Source organism: Bradyrhizobium sp. BR 10289, from assembly GCF_019455385.1.
Lineage (GTDB): Bacteria > Pseudomonadota > Alphaproteobacteria > Rhizobiales > Xanthobacteraceae > Bradyrhizobium.
This window is the reverse complement of the sequence record NZ_JACOFR010000005.1, coordinates 155,415-176,320: the sequence shown is the minus strand read 5'-3', so window position 1 is coordinate 176,320 and position 20,906 is coordinate 155,415. Positions and strand designations below refer to the sequence as shown.

The window sequence follows — 20,906 nt, the reverse complement described above, 5'->3', positions numbered from 1 at the left end:
GGCAGGCTCGGCTTATTCCACCGCCTCACAGATCGGCTGAAGCCGCGCTGCAATCGACGGAAACAGTTTCAGCCCGGCGCGGCCGATCTCTTCGATCTCCAGCTTCGTCAAGCCCGGGAAGGCTCTCAGAGACCGGATATTTTCCTGCATGGTGGCCTCGCTCGAACACAGCACGCCGCAGTCAGAGCCGTAGGCGAGGTGGTCGGCCGTCGTCATCGCAAGGGCGGGCGCCAGGCTGTTAGCCGATCCCGTCGCTGCGGTGTCGAGATAGAGCGACGCCAATTGCGCCTTCATCTCGGCCTTGGTGATGCCTTGCGGGTTGGGTACCCAGCTTTCCGTCCCAAGCAGCAAGAGACGTCCCGCCAGCGCCGGCAGGGCGGCGCCGCAATGCGCGATGACGAACTTGATTTTCGGATAACGACGGAAGATGCCGGCATACAGCATGTCGATCACCGTTCGCGTGGTTTCGAACGCCACTTCCAGCAGAGCCGTCGGACGCCCCATTGACGGCTCGCCGTAGGCGTCGGGGTGCACGAAGACCGTCGCCTGCCGCCGCTCCAGTTCCTCCCAAAGCGGTTCGAGCCTGATGTCGCTCAGGTACACGTCATTGTAACGGCAAGTTACGGCGAAACCGTCCGCCTTCAGCTTCTCCATGCGATCGATCTCCGCAAGGCACGCATCCGGATTGTCGGTCGGAAGAGCAAGCAGAAGGCCGAAGCGGGACGGATAGCGAGCCACGATCGACGCGCCGTGCTCGTTCGACCGTTGAAGGGCCTTGAGAGACTTCGGGATGTTGCTCAGCATCTGCATCGCGATGCCGTTGCTGTCCATGTGTGCGATCGCGGCCTCCGGCGTCCACTGGTAAAGCTCGGGGGCCAGGAAGCATCGCTCGCAGCGCGCGATGGCACTTCGCTTAAGCTCCTCTTCTGTCTGCGGGATCATGAAATGCGCATGGACGTCGATCCATTGCGCCTCGAAGTCGCCAGCAACGCTTTTCATCGACCTGCTCTTCTAGGGTCATCCTGGTGCGAGACCCTAGCGACGGCGTTCAGGATGCTCTATATTGAGGCGTCCGCAATTCTTTCGAGATCGTCCTATTTCCGATCCCCTGACCCAGGTCGTCCGGCTCCTCAAACCCCGCGCGCTGCTCTGGAAGCAGCTCGACACGCGAGGCCCATGGGCCATTCACTATCCCTCGCTCCAGGACACGATTTTCGTTCTGGTCACCGAGGGACGCGCCAGGCTTCAACTTCCTGGCCGACCGACGCGCACCATGGTCACCGGCGACTTCCTGATGATGACGGCACCCGAAGAATGGATGATGGGGGACAGCGAGGAGACCAAACCGATCAGGTTTCAGCCCCCTCAGACCTATCCGTCGGCGCGGTCGATCGTCACCGATCCTTCGAGCACGGCTCCTACATTCAAGCTGCTGGGCGGCCGCTTCTCGTTCGACCGCACGCATTTGGGACTGTTGAAGGACATACTCCCCTCCGTGGTCGAGATCGGATTTGCCACATCGGGCGCAACACGCGTGGCGTCGCTCCTGAAGATGATCGGCACGGAGGCGTGGGAGGGGCGACCGGGCTCCGCCCTGGTGATCGAACGTCTGCTGGAAATCCTTTTGATCGAGGTCATGCGCTATCAGGGCGAGGAGCAGGCGAACGTGAACCCCGGTCTGCTGGCCGGGCTTGCCGATCCCCAGATCGCTGCATGCCTGGAAGCCCTACACCAGGATCCGTCTCGGGACTGGTCGGTCGCTACGTTGGCGAAGGCCGCCGGCGCATCCCGATCGGTGTTCGCGCAGCGCTTCTGCGAGGTCGTCGGCCTACCGCCAATGCAATACCTTCTCAAATGGCGGATGGCGCTGGCCAAAGAAATGATCAGCCAGGGGGTATCGATTTCGGAGGCAGCGTTCGCCTGCGGCTATCAGTCGGCAAGCGGTTTTAGCGTCGCTTTCACACGTCATGTCGGTTGCCCGCCTTCGCATCTGCGTCCAACCCAAAATTGAGCTGCAGCTCATCGGACTGCAGTCAGCGCCTTCTTTTTGATGTTGTTCGCGGCACGGAATCCGAATACGAGTGCTGGTCCGATATTGCACCCGCTACTCGGGTGCACACCCAGCGTCGGATTGTTCATGTCCATGCCGCACGCATACAGGCCGTCGATGGGCAAGTTATCGCTGTCGAGAACCTGGGCATCGGCATTCGTGACGAGACCGCATGTTGTGCCGGTGTCGCCGGGGACAATCTCGATGGCATAATATGGCGGTTTCTCTATCGGCCCGAGCGTTGGATTTGGCCGATGCAAGGCATCTCCTTGAGAGCGACTGTGCGCGTCGTCACCCTTTCGGAAATCGACGTCGATCCCGCTGACTGCATATTCGTTCATTCGGTGAACCGTCCTTTCCGTCTCTTCGGGATCAATCTCCAGCGCCGATGCCAGTTGCCGGATACCTTTAGCACGCTTGAGATAGCCATTTCTGACGTAACGGCCGTACGGAAAAGGAAACGGTCGCACCATTCCCAAACCGTACCGTCGAAGAAATTGGTGATCGCAAATGAGGTAGGCAGGAACGGCACCGCTACTGTGCATTGCCAAGACGAAATCGTGGTACGAGCATCCCTCATTGACGAACCGCCGTCCCGACTTCCCGACTGCAATACAGCCCGGCAGGCATCGATCTCGCGCGAAATGCGGAAAGAGGGCGTCCCCGCCCGAAGAAAGCTTCGTCGAGGATACCGGGGCAAAGCAGTAGTCGGAGCTGTTGCCGCTTGCCATTCTTGCACCGATCTCCAAAGCCATTCGGAGGCCGTCGGCGGAATTGGTTGTCGGAGGCATGCCTCGATGGTGTTCGGCGTAAGGCGCATGCCGTGTCTTCCAATCCGAATTGGCCGAAAATCCTCCTGTCGCAAGCACGACCGCTTGCCGGGCTCGAAGTTGGATCTGCTCACCTTCTTGGAGAACTTTGACGCCGCTGACCTTTCCATTTTCACGAATGAGACCAGCGCAAGCGGCCCCTGTGTGCAGTCCGACCCCTAGGGCAAGAGCGCTCTTGATCAGCATCGCAACTAGCGCATTTCCTCGCACCCGACGCGAAGATCGGCCAAAGCGAACGAGGTCAGAGGCATGACGAGCCAGCCGCAAGGCCGAAAAGAGCAGAGCCCAAGATGAAGTCATGGCACGGGATAAGTTGCTGATGTCGGCACGATCGACCTGCATCCCGTTGAACAGCGTAAAGCCCTGGAATGGCCCCCTAACGAGGCGATGCGCCCCACCCATGGCGCGGTCGTCGAAAGGAGCCGGCTCGAGAGTCCGTCCAGTCAGGGATGCCCCATCGACGTCTGTTCGATAGTCAGTCCCTCCAAATGCTCGGAAGCGAACATCGGTGTGAGCCTCCAAAAATTCAACCACCTCCGGTCCCGTCGAAAGCATGGCCTCGATCAACGGAGGGTCAAATCCGTTGCCTAATAGATTGCGGAGATATGTCGAAGCGGCGTCCGGGTTGGCTTCGTCCGCAAGATGACGGCTTCCCGGAAGCCAAGCTGCGCCGGCAGACCAGGCAGTCGTTCCTCCCAGGACATCGGCTTTCTCCAGAACGATGACCTTTAATCCGAGGAAGGCTGCCCGAACAGCCGCTGTCAGCCCGGCAGCCCCCGAACCGATCACGATAACATCCAGCTCGTCGTTGAGGCGGTCTATCCCGATAAGCGCTCCGTCGCTGCTGGACCCAATGTGGCGACTCACGGTCTGTTTTCCTTGGCTGTCGGCTGCCATCAACACGCACTCCCAATCAGAGGTCCAGCTTAATGCCGCCAATTCGAACCACTTGCGTCCACTTCTGGATATCTTGTGCAAGCGTTTCACCAAGAACACGGCCGTCGCTTCCATTCGGCACGTAGCCAAGATCCTTCATTCGTGATGAAACCAGCGAGTCCTGAACGGATATCGACAGCAGTCCATTGAGTTGCTCGACGAACTGTGAGGGTGTGTTCTTTGGCGCAAGGATGCCGATCCAGCTTTCGGACACGACGTTTGTAATTCCTCGCTCGATCATCGTCGGGACCTCCGGCAGAGCCGGATGCCGATTTTTTCCGGTCGTCGCAAAGCCGCGCAGCTGTCCGCTGCGGATCGGCTCCAGCAATAAGCTCGGCAGATCCACCGTCATAGGCACGCGCCCCGTCAGCAAATCCTGCAATGCAAGCGACGAACCCCGATAGGGAACGTGCGAAAGCTTTGCGCCTGTTGTCTGTCGGAAAAGTTCAGCGCTTAGATGAGATACGGTCCCGATCCCTGGCGACGCATAGGGTATCGGCTCGCGTTGCGACTGCTCCACAAGCTCAGCGACATTGGTGGGAGCCATGTCCGGCGCGAACGCCATGACCAGCGGTGTCGAGCCAATCAATGTGACCGGCATCAGATCATTGACGGGATCGTACCCGGTCTGCCCCTCGAGAGCAGCCGCGCCGGCGATCGCACTTGTGCCGACCAGAAATGTATGGTCGTCCGCCGAGCGTATGACCTCCCTCGCCGCAAGCCCGCCCATCGCGCCGGGCTTGTTTTCGACGACAGTTCTTGCGCCCATGCTCTTGCTGATCGTGTCAGCGAGGACCCTTGTGACCGTGTCGATCCCGCCGCCCGCCGCAAAGGGGACGAAGAATCGCAGCACGCGTTTCGGCCACGCTACCTCTGCCGATACATGACCGGCGGGCGCCATCGTTAGTGCAGCAAGGCCGGAGAACAAAAACTCGCGGCGAAACAATCCCGTGACGTGGTCACCGCCACTCATGACCCACTCCTCCCTCACCTTTTTATTTGAGTGGAGATTAGCCATATGCTTCGAGGCGCTCTACAACAAAGCGTCCGCGATTTTTTCGAGATCGTCCGATTTTCGCTGACCTGGTCGCGCACGAGGTCGCGCGCTCCCGCGCCAAGTCTTCTGTCAGTCCTCGACGATAGCGACTGCTCGTGTCCATCCGGCCGAAGCCCGATGGATCTTGACTGGGAAGCACACGATTTGAAATCCGTGCGACGGCAGAAGTTCAAGGTTGTGCAATTTCTCGAGGTGCGAATATCCGATCTCGCGGCCGGCGCGGTGCCCTTCCCAAATAAGTTCGGCACCGCCGCCTTGTTCGAGTTTGCGCTTGGTGTGCGAGAAGGGTGCGTCCCAGCTCCAACCGTCCGTACCGACCAGACGTACGCCGCGCTCCAAAAGCCACATCGTGGCCGCCTTTCCCATTCCGCAACCGGCATCGACATAGTCGTCTTCGCCGTATCGGGTGCCGGCCCGGGTATTGATGACCACGATCTCCAGCGGGCGCACCTGATGGCCGATCCGCTTCAGCTCTGTCTCGACGTCACCAGGCGTCACGACGTAACCGTCCTCGAATCTCCGGAAGTCGAGCTTCACGGCCGGCTGGAAGCACCAATCCAGCGGCACGTCGTCGATTCGCATGCTGGGCTCGCCGCCTTCCTTCAGAGCATGATTCATCGACGAAAAATAATGATAGGGAGCATCGAGGTGCGTACCATTATGCGTGCTGATGTCACAACGTTCGACCGCGGCGTATTCGCCCTGCGGAAGCTGATCGACGCCGATGCCAAAATATTCGGCGATACCGGGCGCCGTGGCGTGATGGTCGAGATAGGTGATCTTCGGCAAGGCGCGCGGTGGATCGCTTGCGATGCCGGCTTGCAGAGAGACGGAGATATCGATCAACTTACGTGCCATTTCACTTCCTTATCGCCGGAACGATCCGGCCGGTACATTCGCCAAAGCCGATCGAGACGAATCCCTTTCTCTCGGCCTTCGCTCGAAATGCGATCGTGTCACCGTCCTCGAGCCAGGTTCGGTGTTCGCCGTTGGGCAGCGAGACACGATCTCCGGACGCAACGATTTCAGCAAGGCAGGCGCGGCTGTCGTCGGTCGGCCCCGAAACCGTACCGCTTCCGATCAAATCGCCGATCCGTAGATTGCATCCGTTGATGGTATGGTGGGCAACCATCTGCGCGACGGTCCAGTACATATCCTTGAAGTTGGCGCTCGATATGCGGTGCGGTTCGAAACCCCCATCACGCATGGCCTCGGTCTGAATGAGGGCCTCCATCTTCAGATCGATGCCGCCATGGCGCTGGTCGAACTCGGAATAGAGATAGTCCAGTGGAGCGGGGTCGCCGTCCGGACGCTTGGCGGCCGGGGCGCGAAATGGACGCAGCGCATCTGACGTCACGACGAACGGAGAGATCGATGTCGAAAGCGTCTTAGCAAGAAAGGGCCCAAGAGGAACACTCTCCCAGCGTTGAATATCGCGAGCCGACCAGTCGTTGAGCAGGCAATATCCGAACACTCGCCCGCCAGCCTCATCGATAGACACGGGCTCGCCGAGCTGATTTGCCTTTCCGACAAAGGCGCCGAGTTCGAGCTCGAAGTCCAGGTTCTCGCAGGGGCCGAAGTGCACCTCGCCGGTGGGGCCCCTGCGCTGGCCCAGGGGGCGCCTGATACTCTCGCCGCTGATCCGGACCGAACTGGCGCGGCTGTTATACGCAATCGGCATATAGCGGAAGTTCAGCGGCACCGGATTGTCGGGACGCGACGCTCGTCCTCCCCGCTCGGTGTGAAAGAGAGATGTGAAAAAATCGGTGAAGCCACCGATCTCGGCCGGCAGATAGTATCGCGCATCAACCTGCGGGATGAGAAGCTCGGAGGCATGGACCGCCGCCGCATGGTCCGAAGCGAGTATCTCGGACAGGCGATGACGTAACGCGGTCGCCGAAGCACCCGCCAAAGCCATGATCGGACCAAGATGAGCTCCTTTGCAGGCGCCAATAGCCGCCGCTTGCGCCTCGTCGAGGACCTTGAATTTCAGCAAAACGTCGAGGTCCAGCAATTGGTCGCCAATCGCCACCCCCGGCCGTCGCGGCTCGCCTGCCCGCGCGAACACGCAGAACGGAAGATTTTGCAGAGGGAAGTCGGTGTTCCCGTCATTCGCACTCGCGACCCAGCTCTTGCGCGCCGGATCGTGAGTGATATCAAGCTCGATCGTCATGACGACCCTCCCGCTAGATTCGAGAAGCCTGGCTCGACAAGCTCCCGGCCTCCACGGTCGCCACGGCCGGCGCCTCCTTGCCGAGTGCAGGACTGGCGAGAATCGCGACCATGCTGATGATGCCAATTCCAACCAGATAGAGAGCGATCGGCCACGATGATTGAGACCAGATGAACAAACTGGACGCCAATAATGGCGTCAAGCCGCCGATCAGTCCGGAAGCGACGCCGTAGGACAGCGAGATTCCAGTGAAGCGAACCTGGGTGTCGAACAGTCGCGACGTATAGGCCGGGAGCACCGCGAATAGTGCACTGATGCCGACCATTGCAAGCGTGATGCCGAGCCCGATGCTGAATGGCGTGCCAGCGTCGATGAACTTGAAGAACGGAAAGCTGAACAGGGCTGTCCAGGCCGCCCCGAAGAAGGCGACCGGCTTGAGGCCTATGCGGTCGGCAAGAACGGCGAATGCCGGCAGCATCAGGAGTTCGAAGAACGAGCCTATCAAGACAGCGTTGAGTACGACCTGCCGTGGAGCGCCAACGGTCTGGGTCGCGTAGGAAACGACGAAGATCGCCTGCACATAGAATGCGACCGTCGTGCACAGCACGACGCCGCCGCCGATCAGGACACGCTTCAAATCGTTCCTGAGAACGGCCTTGATCGGTGCGGTGACGATCTGTCCGCGTGCGGCTGCCTCGACGAACGAGGGGCTCTCCAGGAGCTTGAGGCGGAAGATCAGCCCGATCACGATCAGCACGGCGCTGCCGACGAACGGAATGCGCCAGCCCCAGGACATGAACCCGTCCTTCGGCATCAATGCCAATAGCGAGAATGTCCCGGTGGACAGAAACAACGCGATCGGCGAGCCCATCTGCGGAAAGCACCCGAAGATCCCCTCGCGCTTTTCCGGCGCGTGCTCGACGGCGATCAGCGCAGCGCCCGCCCACTCGCCTCCGAACGCGAGGCCCTGGACGCAGCGCAGCACCATGAGACAGATTGGAGCGAGAATGCCGATCTGCGCGTAGCTCGGAACCAAGCCGATGAGAACGGTCGCACCCCCCATGAGGATGAGGGTCCAGACCAGCATCGACTTTCGTCCGATCCTGTCACCGAAGTGACCGCAGATGATACCGCCGAGCGGGCGCATGATGGCGCCCGCGCTGAAGGTGCCGAATGCGAGCAAGGTACCAACCAGCGGATCAAAGCTCGGGAAGAATATCGTATTGAAGACCAGCGCCGTCGCCGTGCCGTAGATGTAGAAATCATACCACTCGATGCAGCTGCCAAGCAGGCTGGAGAACGCGGCCGTCGCCGGCGTATGTTGAGCTCTACTCGTTTCCATCCCGTTACTCCTCTTATGTGTTTCTCTCGAAGGTCCGGCCTCGTAACGCATCGGCGGCCGAGGCGATGGCTCTGACGATGTCTTCGTAGCCCGTGCAGCGGCAGAGATTGCCGCTGATGGCATTCCGGATCTCGGCTTCGGTCGGGGACGGATTCGCTCGGAGGAGAGCGATCGCGACCATGATCATGCCGGAGGTGCAGTAGCCACATTGGAAGCCGTTGCATGCGACGAAAGCCGACTGAAGCTCGCGGGCAATTGCATCCCTACTGCCCTCGATCGTTACGACCTCTCTGCCTGCGGCAGAGACCGCCAACACGAGACAGGACTTCGCAAGACGACCGTCGACTTCGAGGCTGCAGGCCCCGCAATCTCCCGTGAGACAGCCGATATGCGCACCCTTTGCTCCGCAGTCTCGCACCACCTCGATCAGCAGCGCGCGGGAATCGATGTCCGTCTCGACAAGCTTCCCGTTCAGAGTGATTTGGAAATGCTCTGTCATTCCCTGCCCCTGCATTGCTCGAGCGCACGCAGCACGATGGAATGCGCAACCCGCCGCCGATAGCCGGGCCCCGCGAGTTCGTCGACCAACTCCTCGTCGGCAGATATCGAGGCGCACGACTTGGCCAATTCCGCCAAGGGCTCGCCGCCACCGTCTGCCGGCAGCACCATTTCCGTCAGGATTGGGACCGCCGTCGCAGCGCCCAGCGCGACGCGGACGCAGTCGTTCACGACCATGGCCGCGGCGGTTACGATCGGCCAGGACCCCGTGCTGAACTTGAGTTTGTAGTAGCCCCAGCGCACATCGCTGGTCATCTTTGGGAAGACGATGCCGACCAGCATTTCGTCCGACCGGCGAGCCGTGGCGAACTTACCGAGAAAGTAGTCCGAAGCCCCGAGATCTCTCGTTCCGCCGATGGATCGCAGCCGAAGTCGCGCGCGCATTGCGACAAGGCAAGCAGGCACGTCCGACGAAGGGTTGCCATAGCAAGCGGAGCCGCCGATCGTGCCCTGCCCGGTGATCGAGATGCCGCCCGTAATGCCTCGGGCCATCGATACGAGCAGAGGAAGGTGAGCGACGGCGATCGGAGAGCGCATCGCGTCCACGTACGTCGCGCGGGCTCCCACCACCACCTCGCCGCCGCATTCCGAGATCGACGCAAAGCCGAGGTGTTTCGGGTCGAGCACGATCCCGGGCTGATGAGCGGCGAAGGTCATGTTGGGAATAAGCCAGGTTCCTCCACCGAGGACGGCGCAGTCGTCCCCGGCGCCTGCGAGGATCTGCAGCGCTTCTTCGATCTCGCGCGGCGCGCGGTACTCGAAATTGTGCCGGATCACGGCTGTCCCCCTTCGAGCAGATCCAGGATCACCTCCGGTTTGCATGGGATGCGAGCGAGCTTGCGGCCCTGTTCGCCCAGCGCGTCGGCGATGGCATTCGCGATCGCCGCCATCGCGCCGCCAAAGCCGGATTCGCCGGCGCCCTTGACACCGAGGGGATTGAATGGACTCGGCGTACAACGATGCCCGATGCGGAAGTTGGGAAGATCGGTGGAGCGTGGCAATACATACGACTTCAGGCGGGTCGTGCGCGTGCTGCCGTCGATGTCGTGCAGAAGCTCCTCCCACAGCGCTGCTCCAATGCCCATTGCGACCGCGCCTTTGAACTGCCCCTCCACCAACCCGGGATTGACGACAACGCCGCAATCATGGACGGCAGCGTAGTCCAGCACGCTGACGCAGCCTGTCTGAGTGTCCACTTCGACAACCGCGGCGTGAACAGCGTAGGGAAAGGACGGATACGAGCTGATCCGCCCCCATTCATCAGGCGTGTGACGGACGTTGCCCGATCGGTAGGTTCGCGTAACCTGCAAGGGCAACTCCACGTCTTTCGCGGTCGAATAGGCTTGCGTGTAGATCGTCGCCACCGCTTGCTCGAATGCCAGCGAACGATCCGGCTCGCCTGAGACAGCGATCTTGCCCCGGGTGAATTCCATCTTGCCGGGATCGGCCTGCAGCAGGGTCGCGGCGCAGATCGCGATCCGGTCCCGCAAATCGCGAGCTGCCAGGACGGAAGCCACACCTCCGAACATCAGGCTTCGACTGCTGGTGTTGCCGCCGCCGAACGGGGTGATGTCGGTGTCGCCCTGCGTGACTGTCACCCGATCTGGATGCAGGCCGAACACATCGGCGACCAATTGTGCGATACCCGTTTCGTTGCCGCTGCCGGGCGACGTGACGCTGGTTGCGACCCTCACCGTTCCGGTCGGATCAAGCGTCACCATCGAGGTCTCGAAACCTGATGGCATTGATCCAGGAAAGGAAGCTCCCTCCGGAGTCAACTCGAAAGCATAGCCTATGCCGATGCCGCGACCGCCGTTTGGAGTTGCCTTCCTCGCCATCCAACGCTCGCTCTCGAAGAGACCGCCGAGTTGATCGAGCGCGCCTTCGTAGTCGCCGCTGTCGACATTGAGACCCGACGGCAGCCGATGCGGAAAGCCGCTGCCTGGTACGAGATTGCGCCGTCGGACTTCGAGCGGGTCCATCCCGAGTTCCGCCGAGATGAGCTCGACCGCACGTTCCATGACGACGTTGGCGGTTTCTTTCCCGTAACCGCGTACGCCTTGCCACGGAGGCTTGTTGGTCGTAACGACCTGAGAATCGACCGCCACGTTCGGGATGTCGTAGACGGTCGGAAAGACCGTCGGCGTCACGAATGCCATCAGCCAGCCGCCGCCCGCCCCGATGGCTCCCACATCGGCCCGCACGAAGTCGCGGAATGCGATGATCTTGCCGTCCGCCTGCGCGCCGATCTGAAATTCGTGAAGCTGCTCGCGCGCATTGGCCAGGAAGCACTCATCCCGCCCCTCCAGAAACGCGACCGGCCGCTCCAGATGCCGGCTCAAAACGGACACGATCACCTCTTCGGGATGACCAACCATTTTGAGACCGAATGTGCCGCCCATCGATGGCGCAACGACACGGATACTCGTCTCCGGCAGATCAAGCGCCTGCGACAACAGCCACCGGGTCGGATGCGGCTGCTGCATGGTGCCCTCAAGGGTGAGCCGGCCGGATCTGGCATTCCAGTCGGCCACGTAGCAGCGGCACTCCATCGGCGCAGAGGTGCCTGAGCCGAACCTCATGGAGCCGGAAACGACGCAGTGCGCGCCGCTCATCGCAGCATCGACGTCACCCTGCCTGATCTTGTCCTGGAACACGACGTTGGTGCTCCATTCGCGACGCGCCGTGGGCGAGATCGACTCGGCGCCGGCTTGGGCCTCGAGAACAGGGTCCAGCAACTCATATTCTATTCGGATCAGGCTTTTGGCGGCTTCGGCGTCGGCCTGCCGCTCGGCAACCACCGCAACCATGGGCTGCCCCACATAGATCACTTCCTCTACGGCGAGGCACCAGACGTCTGTTGGGCCTGGAAAGCGCTCGCGCGGCACCCGCGTCGGCATCGACCTCGTCAGCGCGCGGATACCTGCGCCGGTCATGACGGCGACGACACCTGGGGCACGCGACGCCTGCGCGATATCGATTTCCCGGATCAAGGCATGTGGATGTGGGCTTCTTAGCAAGGAAACGTACAGCGTTCCTGGACGAATGAGGTCCGCCGCGTAGTCTGCCGCACCTGTCACGAAGCGATGAGCGTCCTTCTTCCTGACGCTTTTCCCGACCCAGCCCCCGCGCTCGCCCGAGACCGGCCCCTTGGCGCTGCCTTCCAACGAATGTGGCAATCCTCGATTTCCTCGCCCGATAAGCTCTTGTTAAACGCATATTTAAAACACGAATTTAACTTTGGCAAGAACAGACTTGAGCCTGCCGAAGCACAGCACCTCAACGGGAGGATTTGCGCGCTTTCAGCGGTGATCCAGGAGAATTTGGGTCCATCGCCCGGCTCTCTCATCAAACCGGCTTCAAAGAGGTCCAGCAGAGCGCCCGCGAAATCTCCCCCACTTCGGGTTCGAACCTGGCCGCCAGACGGCGACGCAATGGGCTCAAGGACTGCCTCGACTCGCTTTCCGGTCTCAGAACTGCGGATCCAAAGGGGTCATCTTTGGCGCACCCGCTTCAACGACTTCACCAGCATCAAGCAGAATGTCTTCTCGAAACCTTTGTGCCACCAATTGAACACCGATCGGTAGTCCGCTCCGCGCCCAAATCGGCACGGACAATGCCGGAAGTCCGAGGAGGGGCACTGCCAGCGTCGTTGGAAGCGAAGCCGCCCTTTCCTCAGGATTCTTCAGATCCCAATCGGTTTCCGGCACGCGGGTTGTCAGGACAGGGCACAGGATAAGGGGATATTCCTGCATGAACATTGCCCAATTGCGCTGATACGTCGTTCGGTTGGATAGAGCCATCACGTAGGCTTCGAGGTCCGGCGCAGGTTGACGGCCCACCCCGGCTTCAGCGATCCGTTTGATGTCCTCTCCGCCGTACTTTCGAACGTTTGGTAAGAAGAAGAACCGGCCTTCTGATCGCTGTAGAACCCGCCAAGCATGGACGGCGTCTGCGAAATTCGGCAGCTCGTTCACTTCGTCGACGACGTACCCCGCTTTTCTCAACCGAGCCGCCGCCTCTCGCAGACCCTCTTCGACGTCGGCATGAAGACCGCCGTGCCCGGGATCGATGCACATCGCGACTTTGAGCGGTCGTTGAAGGTCAGGTCCTTTCACGGGAGCAGGCGTCCACCAGGGATCACGCGGGTCGGGCCCGATCAGGGCCTCAAACGCAATTCGCACATCGCGGACGCTGCGGGCGAGCGGGCCGTGCGCAGCCATGAAATCGGCCGACGCCGGACGAGGCGCTGAAAATCCCGCGACCCTGCCGGCGCTCGGTCTTAAGCCGGTTATGCCATTGCAAAATGCTGGCTGTACGATCGACCCGCCCAGATCGGTGCCGTGCGCAATCGGAGTAATACCGGCGGCAACGCTTGAGGCGGCGCCGCCACTCGAGCCCCCAGCGGTACATTTCTCCGACCAGGGATTACGCGTTCGACCAAAGAGGTCGTTGACGGTATCTCCACGCATGCTGAATTCAGGTACGTTCGTGCGCCCGATAAAGATGGCGCCGGCTCGACGCAGGTTTCTGGCAGGAGGCCCATCCGCTTCAGCAATGTTGTTCTTGAAGGCCACAACACCATTGCTCGTCGCCTGCCCTGCGACGTCAGCGTTTAACTTTATCGTAATAGGAACGCCGTGCAGGGGACCCAGCTCCTCACCTCGAAGGACGGCGTCGTCGGCTGCCTTGGCATCTGAACGGGCCTGTTCGGAAAGATCGACCACAACGGCATTCAGCTTTCCATTCACTTCGGACATCCGCCGCAGGCAAGAGTCTACGGCCTCCACGCTGGAGATGAGGCCGGTCCTGATCCCCTTTGCCAGATCAACACCATCCCATTTCCAGAGATCGCCCGGCAGGCTGGTCATGTACTCTCCATTTACTGCTGCAACGGACCCGCGAATGCCGCGCCCACTACGATCCGTTTTGACTGCTTGAAGACGAGGATTGACTATCGTTCGCCCGTACTGACGTTCCAGAAAGTTGGAGCGGTAGGTCCGTCAAGCAGTCCGGTGATCGACTTTCGCCATGCGCTGGGTAAGGCGAATTGCCCGAGCGGAATGGCAATGACCTGATCGAAATTTTCCCTCTGCACCTCGACCGCAATCCTTCTCTGCTCCTCCGGCGAGGTCGCGCGAGCGAAGGCATCGCGAAGCCGCTCCATTTCGGGGTCTGTGGGCCAGCCGAACCACCCACCTTTCGTTCCCCGACCAGCGATGGAAGCATTGATGACCGGATTGACCAGATCACTGACGACCCAGTTGGTGAAAAAGATGTTCCAACCACCCTCCTTCAGAGGCTTCTGGCTCGCGCGCCGCATCACAACGGTCTGCCAATCGCACGTCTGAACATCTACCTTGAACCCGGCCTCACGGAGCAATTGCGATACGACGAGAGGCTGGCTTCTCACGGATAAATTGTCGCTTGCCGCCAACATCACGATTGGGGTGCCGTCGTACCCCGACGCCGCGAGCTGTTTCTTGGCCTCCGCCATGCCGTTACCCTTGACCAAGCTCTCGGCACCAGCATCGGTCTCAAGCGGCGTCCCGCAGCCAAACACGGCCCCGCAAATTCTATAGTAATCAGGATTTCCCACTACGGCGTCGAGGACATCCTTTTGGTTCAATGCCAGGAGCGCAGCCCGGCGAACTTTGACGTTATCAAATGGGGGTATTAGAAAATTCATCCTCATCTGCGCTTGCAGGCCGGACTTGTTGAGGACCCCTTGGGTTAACTCCGGATTGCTCTCGAGCATTGGCAGCAGGTCTAAAGGGGGAACCTCTAACACGTCGATCTCCCCAGATTGCAGCGCGTTCACCGCAGTCTGCGCGTCCGGCATCGTCAGCCACTCAACGCGGTCGACCTTCACCACTTTGCCGCCTGCGGTCCAGCTTGGCGCTTCTTTCCGCGGCACGTAATCATCGTTCTTGACGTACACCGCTTTGACGCCAGGCTGAAATTCCGACTGCACGAATTTGAACGGTCCCGAGCCGACTTGCTCTGCCATCTGCTGACCGGCAGGCGTTTCCGCTAAACGCTTAGGCATCATGAACGGCGTGAAGGACGAGGGCTTTCCGATGGATTCCAACACCAAGCCGTATGGCTGCTTCAGTTTCAATATGATCGTTCGGGCGTCGGCAGCCTCGAGGCTTGCCGTGTACTCCATCAATTTCTGCCCCATTGCATCCGAGCGAGCCCAGCGGTTAAGCGAAGCTATGCAGTCCTCCGCCGTCACCGGGCCTCCGTCATGCCATTTGAGGCCGTCGCGCAACCTAAACGTATAGGTCAACCGATCATCGGACACCGTCCAATCAGCCATCTGCGGCTGGATCTGAAAATTCGAATCGGTCGCGAGGAGCGTGTCATAGACCATGTAGCCATGGTCACGCGTGATATAGGCCGTGGTGAACAGCGGATCGAGAACACGAAGATCCGAGTGCATGACCGCCCTTATGACTTTCTCGGTTGCAAAGGCTGCCGAATCGATCGGGCTGAATTGCGCTATGGTCGACAGCATGAGGACCAACAGGAATGCAGTTATCGGTCTGTGGGGCTTAATCATGCAACGCTCTTGGATCTCATAAACCTCGCCTTGTACGGGGCAGGACGGCCTTGTTATTCGAAGCCGCGCGCTTACGCTCGGGCGCAAGACAGAGGTCTTGCACGTGATCCAAACGATATCGGGACTTCGCTCGACTGCCCCACCGAGGCTCTTCAATGTTAGCGTCGATTTTCGGAGCCGCTATGTTCAGTCGTCCGAAATTCTTTCGAGATCGTCCTTCTTCATCTGCTTACGCCGATAGTCCGCGCAGCAAATCCGCGGCACTACGATGATGATGGCGGGATAACGCGGTAAACATCACCGCTGGCCATAAGCCTCCGCGGTTCAGCCCGCGGTCAGAAGCAAGCATTCGAGATGCGACAGCCCAGGCGAGCTGTCTTGATCACCGAATCGACCGGCGCTAAGCGCTGGTGAGGCGCGCGACGTTCGACTTGCCGACAAACTGCTGCCTCGTCTGAAGGTTGGGGCGATGTCGCCTGATGACCATGGCCATGATGCCCCCTTTCGCCTTAATGAGCCCGCGCCCTATCCTCGGCGAGATGGTTTCCGCGCCTTCGACGGCGGTCCAGGAAACCGAGCTCCGTCATGCGGTTGACTCGTCATGCCGGCTTCAAGGAAATCCAGCAGGGCGCTGGCGATTTCTCCCGCGCTTTGGGCCTGGACCTGACCATCAGATAACGACGCAGTTCGCTCGAGAACGCTCGTGTCGGCGACAGCGTAAACCACCGATCCGATCATGAAAACATAGCGCCAAAAGAAGACTTTGGCATTTAGATCCGGACAAGCATCCGCAATTGCGCGGATGAAGCGACGAGCCATCGGGTCGAAATGAGCGGCGACGATAGCTTGCGTCACGTCGGACGGGGCCAGCCGATGTTGCAGAATCATCCGGGCGAACAACCGCCCACTCTTTCCGTCGAGATATGGCCGTATGAAGATGTCGAGAATCGATCGGAGCTTCGGCCGTTGCCCCACCATCTTCGCAGCTGCCAGGCAGTCATCGAGATCGCGAATTCTCTTCTCATTCAGCCGCGTCGAAAGTCGATCGAACACCAAGTGTACGAGTTCCGATTTTGAGCCGAAATAGTAGCTGACCGCAGCGACGTTTACCTTCGCCCGCGCAGTGATGTCGCGCAAGGTTGCTCTTTCGATCCCCATATCGGCGAACACGTGTTCGGCCGCCGCGGCAATCCGGTCCTTTATCTCTCTGTCACGCTGAGGGCGGCTAACCGACATTCTTTTCGGGCTCGGGGATCTCTTATTAGTATTTTAAACACGAATTTGAATGGTGCGAAGCCTCCACCAACAAAAAATTCTCCTGCGTCAATCAAGGGAGAACTCGCCGCGCGCTTTGGCCCCTCGTGACGAAAATCTCTGCTCATGGTTTATCCCGAACTGATAAGTTCTCGTATGAAAGTTTATCAGCTCGGACAGTCGAGGGAGGTCTGCTTAGTGCTGAGTAGCAGACCGCGCTTGCAGCCTTCGGAACGTCCGTTCTGGGTCAAAAGCTGCCTTGGCCCGCTCACATCGCCCAGTTCAGGTCACCTACCGGAAGCAGACCTCTAGGCCCTTTGAGCTAGGGTCAGGCCCGGGCGATGAGCCGACTTCCACTTTTTGGTGCCGCGCCCGCAAATATCCATCACTCGCATCGGCACCATCCGGCAAACGGATATCCGCTGTCAGCCAGATCGAGGCCGTCCAAGGTCTGCCGATAGGCGAGTTCAAGCAGCGCTTTGAACATCGGGGGAAGCTGCTGTTGAGATAAAATCTGGTCGTCATGCAATACGGCGCAGGACCTTCTGCGCGAGTCCCGAGCACCCAATTCAAGTGAGCATTGATGCTGACTGAACTCACCGCCGATGTGGAGGCAATCAGCAAGTGGGCGTTCCGGCCTTCATCGCCGCGATCAATGAGGACGGAACGCCAGGCGTTTCGTCGAAGTCGTCGCTATATTGATATGCTACGTCGGCGATTCACGTCCGCGAGGTCTTATGTTTCAAGTCGACTGGTTGAGTCACCTCCTGCAAATCATCACCGTTACCGGCCAGCTCGAGGTCCGCTGCGCCTACGGCGCACCATGGCGTGTTATCTGGCCCAAGGCGGCGGCGAACGAGATCCCCTACCATGTCATCGTCAAGGGCCGTGCCATTTTCGAGGAGCCGGATTCGAGAACGGTGCAGGAGCTTGGGAGCGGGGATATCGTGCTGCTTCCTCACGGTTCGTCGCACATGCTGCACGACGGGAGCGGCGAAACGCCGATCAGCACGCGCCAAAGCAGGGGCTCAGCCGGATGGATGTTGAGCGAGAACGATGGACCGGGTGAGCAACTCGACCTGCTGTGCGGACGGTTTTTCGTCGTGCCGCCCCATGATCGATTGATCCGCAACTACCTGCCGGCAAATCTGGTCGTGCGGGCTATGGAGAACCATAGAGAAAAGGACGTCGAGTCGGCATCGAGTCAACTTTCCGGACTGGTCGCCCTGATGCGAATGGAGTCTGCAGGGGACAGAGCGGGAGGACGCGCCATTCTGAACGCGCTTTCTTCGGTCCTGTTCACTCTGGTTCTCCGCGCCGCGAGCGGAGCCGGCAAATCCACCGAAGGCTTGTTGGCCCTTGCCGGCAATCCGAGATTGGCAGCCGCCATTGCGGCGATGTTCGCGGATCCGGCGCGACCCTGGAAGCTTCCCGATTTGGCCGATCTATGCGGCATGTCACGCGCGACATTCATGCGCCAGTTTCAGGACAAGTTAGGCCGCTCCGCCCTCGACCTGTTGACCGATCTTCGCATGAGCATGGCCGCCAACGAGCTTAAGAAGCCAACGATCAGCACGGAAGCTGTGGCTGAGATGGTCGGCTATCAATCCGTTTCGGCATTCCGGCGTGTGTTTGCGGAGAGAATGGGGATGACGCCAGGGGAATGGCGCCGACTGGCGCAGAGCGGCGAGTAGGCTATAGAGGACCCGCCATAATGATCCTTTTGAGCATTATTTTGAGCCAATAGAGGCTCGAAATCATCAACTCCATTAGTAGATTGGGGCTCCGTTATCCACTTGATGAGGGAGTTACCCAATGCACGACACCGCTACAACTGCTGCCGATCGCGAAACCTCCCGCTGGCTCGCGGGGCCGCTGCCGACGAACGCCGTGATCGAAACCATTCTGAGCCGCAGTGCTGCGAAGTACTATGACTCGACCGCCACCCTGAGTGATGATCAGATCCGTGATCTGGTGCGGATCGGTACTTCAGCGCCGACATCCTTCCATCTGCAGAACTGGCGCTTCATCGCCGTGCGCTCAAGCGAAGCGAAGGCGCGGCTGCTTCCGATCGCCTGGAATCAGCCCGCAATCACCGAAGCAGCCGTTACCTTCATTATCATCGGCCAATTGGCTGATGCCAGCACCGTTCCTGAGCGCCTGGCCCCGGTCGTGCAAGCCGGAATCATGCCGGCACATGTGGTGCCGGAATGGGAGGGGCCCGCGCGCGGTCTGTACGACGATCATCCGCAGCGCCAGCGCGACGAGGCCGTGCGCTCCGCTACCTTCGGCGCCGCAGCTATTGTCTATGCAGCCCGCTCGCTAGGCCTGGGGTCGACACCGATGATCGGCTTCGATGCGGAGGGCGTGCACAGAGAGTTCAGCCTGGCCGAAGACGAAATCCCGGTCATGCTGTTGACCGTCGGGCCGGAGCGGCCCGGCAACTGGCCGCAGAAGCCGCGCCTGCCCGTGGCCGATGTGCTGCACTTCGCATAACCAACCCCGAAGCCATTCAAGGAGAATATCATGGCCAGAGCTGCTGCTCTGAAGCCGGAACACGTTCCGGCTGCTTCGAAACCGACCCTCGACAGGTTCACTGAGAACATCGGGTTCACGCCAAACATGATGGCGACCTTCGCGCAAAGCCCGATCGCGTTCAACGCATGGGCCGCTCTGCTCGGCTCCTTGAGCAAGGCGCTCGACGTCAAGACCCGCGACAGCATCGGCCTTGCGGTCTCCGAAGTGAACGGCTGCGACTACTGCCTGACGGTGCACAGCTTCACGGCGGAGCGCATGGCCAAGCTGCCGGCCGAGGACATTGTTCTCGCCCGAAAGGGGCACGCCAAGGATCCAAAGCGGGATGCCGCCGTTCAGTTTGCACGCAAGATCATCGAGAGCCGTGGCCATGTCACGGACTCCGATCTGCAAGCCGTCCGCGATGCGGGCTACACAGATGCGAACATCATGGAGATCGTCGCGCTTGTGGCCATGTACTCGCTTACGAACTTCTTCAACAACGTGTTCCATCCCGACAAGGACTTCCCCGCGGTGGTACCGGCCGGTTCGCTCTGAGCACGGTCGGGAAGTTCGGAATCTGAAAAACACCACACATACAGGAGCAGAAGATGAAAGCGATTGTTGTGACGGACCAGGCTGCCGGGTTTGCCGGGATGAAGCTGGTGAAACGGCCCGAACCTCAACCAGCGATCAACGACGTCATCGTAGAGGTTCACGCATCGGGATTCGTTCCGACGGAACTCGAGTGGCCCTCGACGTGGACCGATCGTCGCGAGCACAACAGAGCTCCGTCGATCCCTGGGCACGAATTCGCGGGCATAGTCACCGCTCTTGGCTACGGCACGACGGGACTGTCGGTGGGGCAGCGCGTATTCGGCCTTGCCGACTGGTATCGCGATGGCACCCTCGCTGAATATATTGCCATCGAGGCGCGCAATCTCGCGCCATTGCCGGGTGACGTCGATTTCAAGGTGGGCGCGAGTCTGCCGATCTCGGGTCTGACAGCGTGGCAAGGGCTTTTCCAGCACGGCCGTCTTCAGGCGGGTCAGAGCGTGCTTGCGCATGGCGCGGCCGGCGCAGTCGGTTCCATCGTGGTTCAACTCGCACGAGAGGCTGGTGCCTATGTCATCGGAACAGGACGTGCGGCCGACCGGCAAAAAGCGCTCGACTTCGGCGCGAACGAATTCGTCGACCTGGAGAACGATGCGCTCAAAGACGTCGGTGGGGTCGATCTCGCATTTGACGTCATCGGCGGCGACATCCAGAAGCAGTCTGCAGACCTTGTCAGGGCCGGAGGCACGCTGGTGAGTGTCGTCGGCCCGGCGGAGGCTCGGCCGGTGGACGGTTTGGCCATCGACTTCGTCGTCGAGGCCGATCGTGGCCAATTGAGCGAGATCGTCCAGAGGGTGCGGGACGGAAGACTGCGGACAAACATCGGAAAGGTCTCCTCCCTCGACGATGCTATCGTCACCTTCAACTCGGCTCAGCGACGCCAGGGCAAGCCGATCATTCAGGTCCGCTCATAAGAGCCTGGGCAGAGAGAGGGCTCCGCTCTTCGAGCGAGGTTGTCTTGTCAGGAAACGACGTGCGGGTGTCCTGATCCGTAGGATCGGGTTCGTTGCGT

At 60.3% G+C, this 20,906-nt stretch carries 17 protein-coding genes; 5 read left to right on the top strand and 12 right to left on the bottom strand.

Features of this window, described 5'->3' with window-relative positions; genetic code table 11:
• Window positions 1-12 precede the first annotated feature (12 nt).
• Window positions 13-999, bottom strand: a complete 987-nt coding sequence (locus tag HYH08_RS11900) for an amidohydrolase family protein (RefSeq protein WP_220009971.1) — start codon at window positions 997-999, stop codon at window positions 13-15.
• A 64-nt stretch (window positions 1,000-1,063) separates the two neighbouring features.
• Between HYH08_RS11900 and HYH08_RS11895 the strand changes: the two genes are divergently transcribed.
• Window positions 1,064-2,011, top strand: coding sequence for an AraC family transcriptional regulator (locus HYH08_RS11895; RefSeq protein WP_228747757.1), 948 nt, complete (start codon window positions 1,064-1,066; stop codon window positions 2,009-2,011).
• 8 nt (window positions 2,012-2,019) lie between these two features.
• On the opposite strand, the gene HYH08_RS11890 is transcribed toward HYH08_RS11895, so the two are convergent.
• The 11 genes from HYH08_RS11890 to HYH08_RS11840 all read right to left on the bottom strand — a co-directional run bounded on the left by HYH08_RS11890 (window position 2,020) and on the right by HYH08_RS11840 (window position 16,747).
• Entirely contained in the window at window positions 2,020-3,777 is a 1,758-nt protein-coding gene (locus HYH08_RS11890) for an FAD-dependent oxidoreductase (protein WP_220009970.1), read from the bottom strand.
• Between the two features lie 16 nt (window positions 3,778-3,793).
• Window positions 3,794-4,789 carry a Bug family tripartite tricarboxylate transporter substrate binding protein gene (locus HYH08_RS11885; RefSeq protein WP_220009969.1) on the bottom strand — a complete coding sequence of 332 codons (996 nt, stop codon included), beginning with the start codon at window positions 4,787-4,789 and terminating at the stop codon, window positions 3,794-3,796.
• A gap of 153 nt (window positions 4,790-4,942) precedes the next feature.
• Window positions 4,943-5,731 (bottom strand): cyclase family protein, encoded by a 789-nt coding sequence (locus tag HYH08_RS11880; RefSeq protein ID WP_220009968.1) that lies wholly within the window; start codon window positions 5,729-5,731, stop codon window positions 4,943-4,945.
• Window position 5,732: 1 nt separating this feature from the next.
• Window positions 5,733-7,046, bottom strand: coding sequence for a fumarylacetoacetase (gene fahA, locus HYH08_RS11875; protein WP_220009967.1), 1,314 nt, complete (start codon window positions 7,044-7,046; stop codon window positions 5,733-5,735).
• 13 nt (window positions 7,047-7,059) lie between these two features.
• Entirely contained in the window at window positions 7,060-8,388 is a 1,329-nt protein-coding gene (locus HYH08_RS11870; protein ID WP_220009966.1) for an MFS transporter, read from the bottom strand.
• 13 nt (window positions 8,389-8,401) lie between these two features.
• The gene (locus HYH08_RS11865; RefSeq protein ID WP_220009965.1) at window positions 8,402-8,887 is read right to left on the bottom strand and encodes a (2Fe-2S)-binding protein; all 486 of its coding nucleotides are present in this window, start codon (window positions 8,885-8,887) and stop codon (window positions 8,402-8,404) included.
• On the bottom strand, window positions 8,884-9,723 hold the full coding sequence (locus HYH08_RS11860; protein WP_220009964.1) for an FAD binding domain-containing protein: 840 nt from the start codon (window positions 9,721-9,723) through the stop codon (window positions 8,884-8,886). Before HYH08_RS11860 ends, HYH08_RS11865 begins: the two co-directional genes overlap by 4 nt.
• Complete coding sequence (locus HYH08_RS11855; RefSeq protein WP_228747755.1) at window positions 9,720-12,125, bottom strand: xanthine dehydrogenase family protein molybdopterin-binding subunit; 2,406 nt, start codon at window positions 12,123-12,125, stop codon at window positions 9,720-9,722. Before HYH08_RS11855 ends, HYH08_RS11860 begins: the two co-directional genes overlap by 4 nt.
• Before the next feature lie 291 nt (window positions 12,126-12,416).
• Window positions 12,417-13,817 (bottom strand): amidase, encoded by a 1,401-nt coding sequence (locus tag HYH08_RS11850; RefSeq protein ID WP_220009963.1) that lies wholly within the window; start codon window positions 13,815-13,817, stop codon window positions 12,417-12,419.
• An 83-nt stretch (window positions 13,818-13,900) separates the two neighbouring features.
• The gene (locus HYH08_RS11845; RefSeq protein WP_220009962.1) at window positions 13,901-15,511 is read right to left on the bottom strand and encodes an ABC transporter substrate-binding protein; all 1,611 of its coding nucleotides are present in this window, start codon (window positions 15,509-15,511) and stop codon (window positions 13,901-13,903) included.
• A gap of 525 nt (window positions 15,512-16,036) precedes the next feature.
• Window positions 16,037-16,747 (bottom strand): TetR/AcrR family transcriptional regulator, encoded by a 711-nt coding sequence (locus tag HYH08_RS11840; protein WP_220009961.1) that lies wholly within the window; start codon window positions 16,745-16,747, stop codon window positions 16,037-16,039.
• A 755-nt stretch (window positions 16,748-17,502) separates the two neighbouring features.
• On the opposite strand from HYH08_RS11840, the gene HYH08_RS11835 reads away from it, so the two are divergent.
• The 4 genes from HYH08_RS11835 to HYH08_RS11820 all read left to right on the top strand — a co-directional run bounded on the left by HYH08_RS11835 (window position 17,503) and on the right by HYH08_RS11820 (window position 20,808).
• Window positions 17,503-18,459, top strand: coding sequence for an AraC family transcriptional regulator (locus HYH08_RS11835; protein ID WP_220009960.1), 957 nt, complete (start codon window positions 17,503-17,505; stop codon window positions 18,457-18,459).
• 121 nt (window positions 18,460-18,580) lie between these two features.
• A complete protein-coding gene (locus tag HYH08_RS11830) occupies window positions 18,581-19,261 on the top strand; it encodes a nitroreductase family protein (protein ID WP_228747754.1) in 681 nt (226 codons plus the stop codon).
• Between the two features lie 30 nt (window positions 19,262-19,291).
• A complete protein-coding gene (locus HYH08_RS11825; protein ID WP_220009959.1) occupies window positions 19,292-19,837 on the top strand; it encodes a carboxymuconolactone decarboxylase family protein in 546 nt (181 codons plus the stop codon).
• A gap of 53 nt (window positions 19,838-19,890) precedes the next feature.
• The gene (locus HYH08_RS11820; protein WP_220009958.1) at window positions 19,891-20,808 is read left to right on the top strand and encodes an NADP-dependent oxidoreductase; all 918 of its coding nucleotides are present in this window, start codon (window positions 19,891-19,893) and stop codon (window positions 20,806-20,808) included.
• Window positions 20,809-20,906 lie beyond the last annotated feature (98 nt).

Excerpts from the sequence above, each read along its gene's own strand:
- HYH08_RS11900 (WP_220009971.1), bottom strand. The coding sequence starts at position 999 with ATGAAAAGCGTTGCTGGCGACTTCGAGGCGCAATGGATCGACGTCCAT.
- HYH08_RS11890 (WP_220009970.1), bottom strand. The coding sequence starts at position 3,777 with ATGGCAGCCGACAGCCAAGGAAAACAGACCGTGAGTCGCCACATTGGG.
- HYH08_RS11885 (WP_220009969.1), bottom strand. The coding sequence starts at position 4,789 with ATGAGTGGCGGTGACCACGTCACGGGATTGTTTCGCCGCGAGTTTTTG.
- HYH08_RS11880 (WP_220009968.1), bottom strand. The coding sequence starts at position 5,731 with ATGGCACGTAAGTTGATCGATATCTCCGTCTCTCTGCAAGCCGGCATC.
- fahA (WP_220009967.1), bottom strand. The coding sequence starts at position 7,046 with ATGACGATCGAGCTTGATATCACTCACGATCCGGCGCGCAAGAGCTGG.
- HYH08_RS11870 (WP_220009966.1), bottom strand. The coding sequence starts at position 8,388 with ATGGAAACGAGTAGAGCTCAACATACGCCGGCGACGGCCGCGTTCTCC.
- HYH08_RS11865 (WP_220009965.1), bottom strand. The coding sequence starts at position 8,887 with ATGACAGAGCATTTCCAAATCACTCTGAACGGGAAGCTTGTCGAGACG.
- HYH08_RS11850 (WP_220009963.1), bottom strand. The coding sequence starts at position 13,817 with ATGACCAGCCTGCCGGGCGATCTCTGGAAATGGGATGGTGTTGATCTG.
- HYH08_RS11845 (WP_220009962.1), bottom strand. The coding sequence starts at position 15,511 with ATGATTAAGCCCCACAGACCGATAACTGCATTCCTGTTGGTCCTCATG.
- HYH08_RS11840 (WP_220009961.1), bottom strand. The coding sequence starts at position 16,747 with ATGTCGGTTAGCCGCCCTCAGCGTGACAGAGAGATAAAGGACCGGATT.
- HYH08_RS11835 (WP_220009960.1), top strand. The coding sequence starts at position 17,503 with ATGTTTCAAGTCGACTGGTTGAGTCACCTCCTGCAAATCATCACCGTT.
- HYH08_RS11830 (WP_228747754.1), top strand. The coding sequence starts at position 18,581 with ATGCACGACACCGCTACAACTGCTGCCGATCGCGAAACCTCCCGCTGG.
- HYH08_RS11825 (WP_220009959.1), top strand. The coding sequence starts at position 19,292 with ATGGCCAGAGCTGCTGCTCTGAAGCCGGAACACGTTCCGGCTGCTTCG.
- HYH08_RS11820 (WP_220009958.1), top strand. The coding sequence starts at position 19,891 with ATGAAAGCGATTGTTGTGACGGACCAGGCTGCCGGGTTTGCCGGGATG.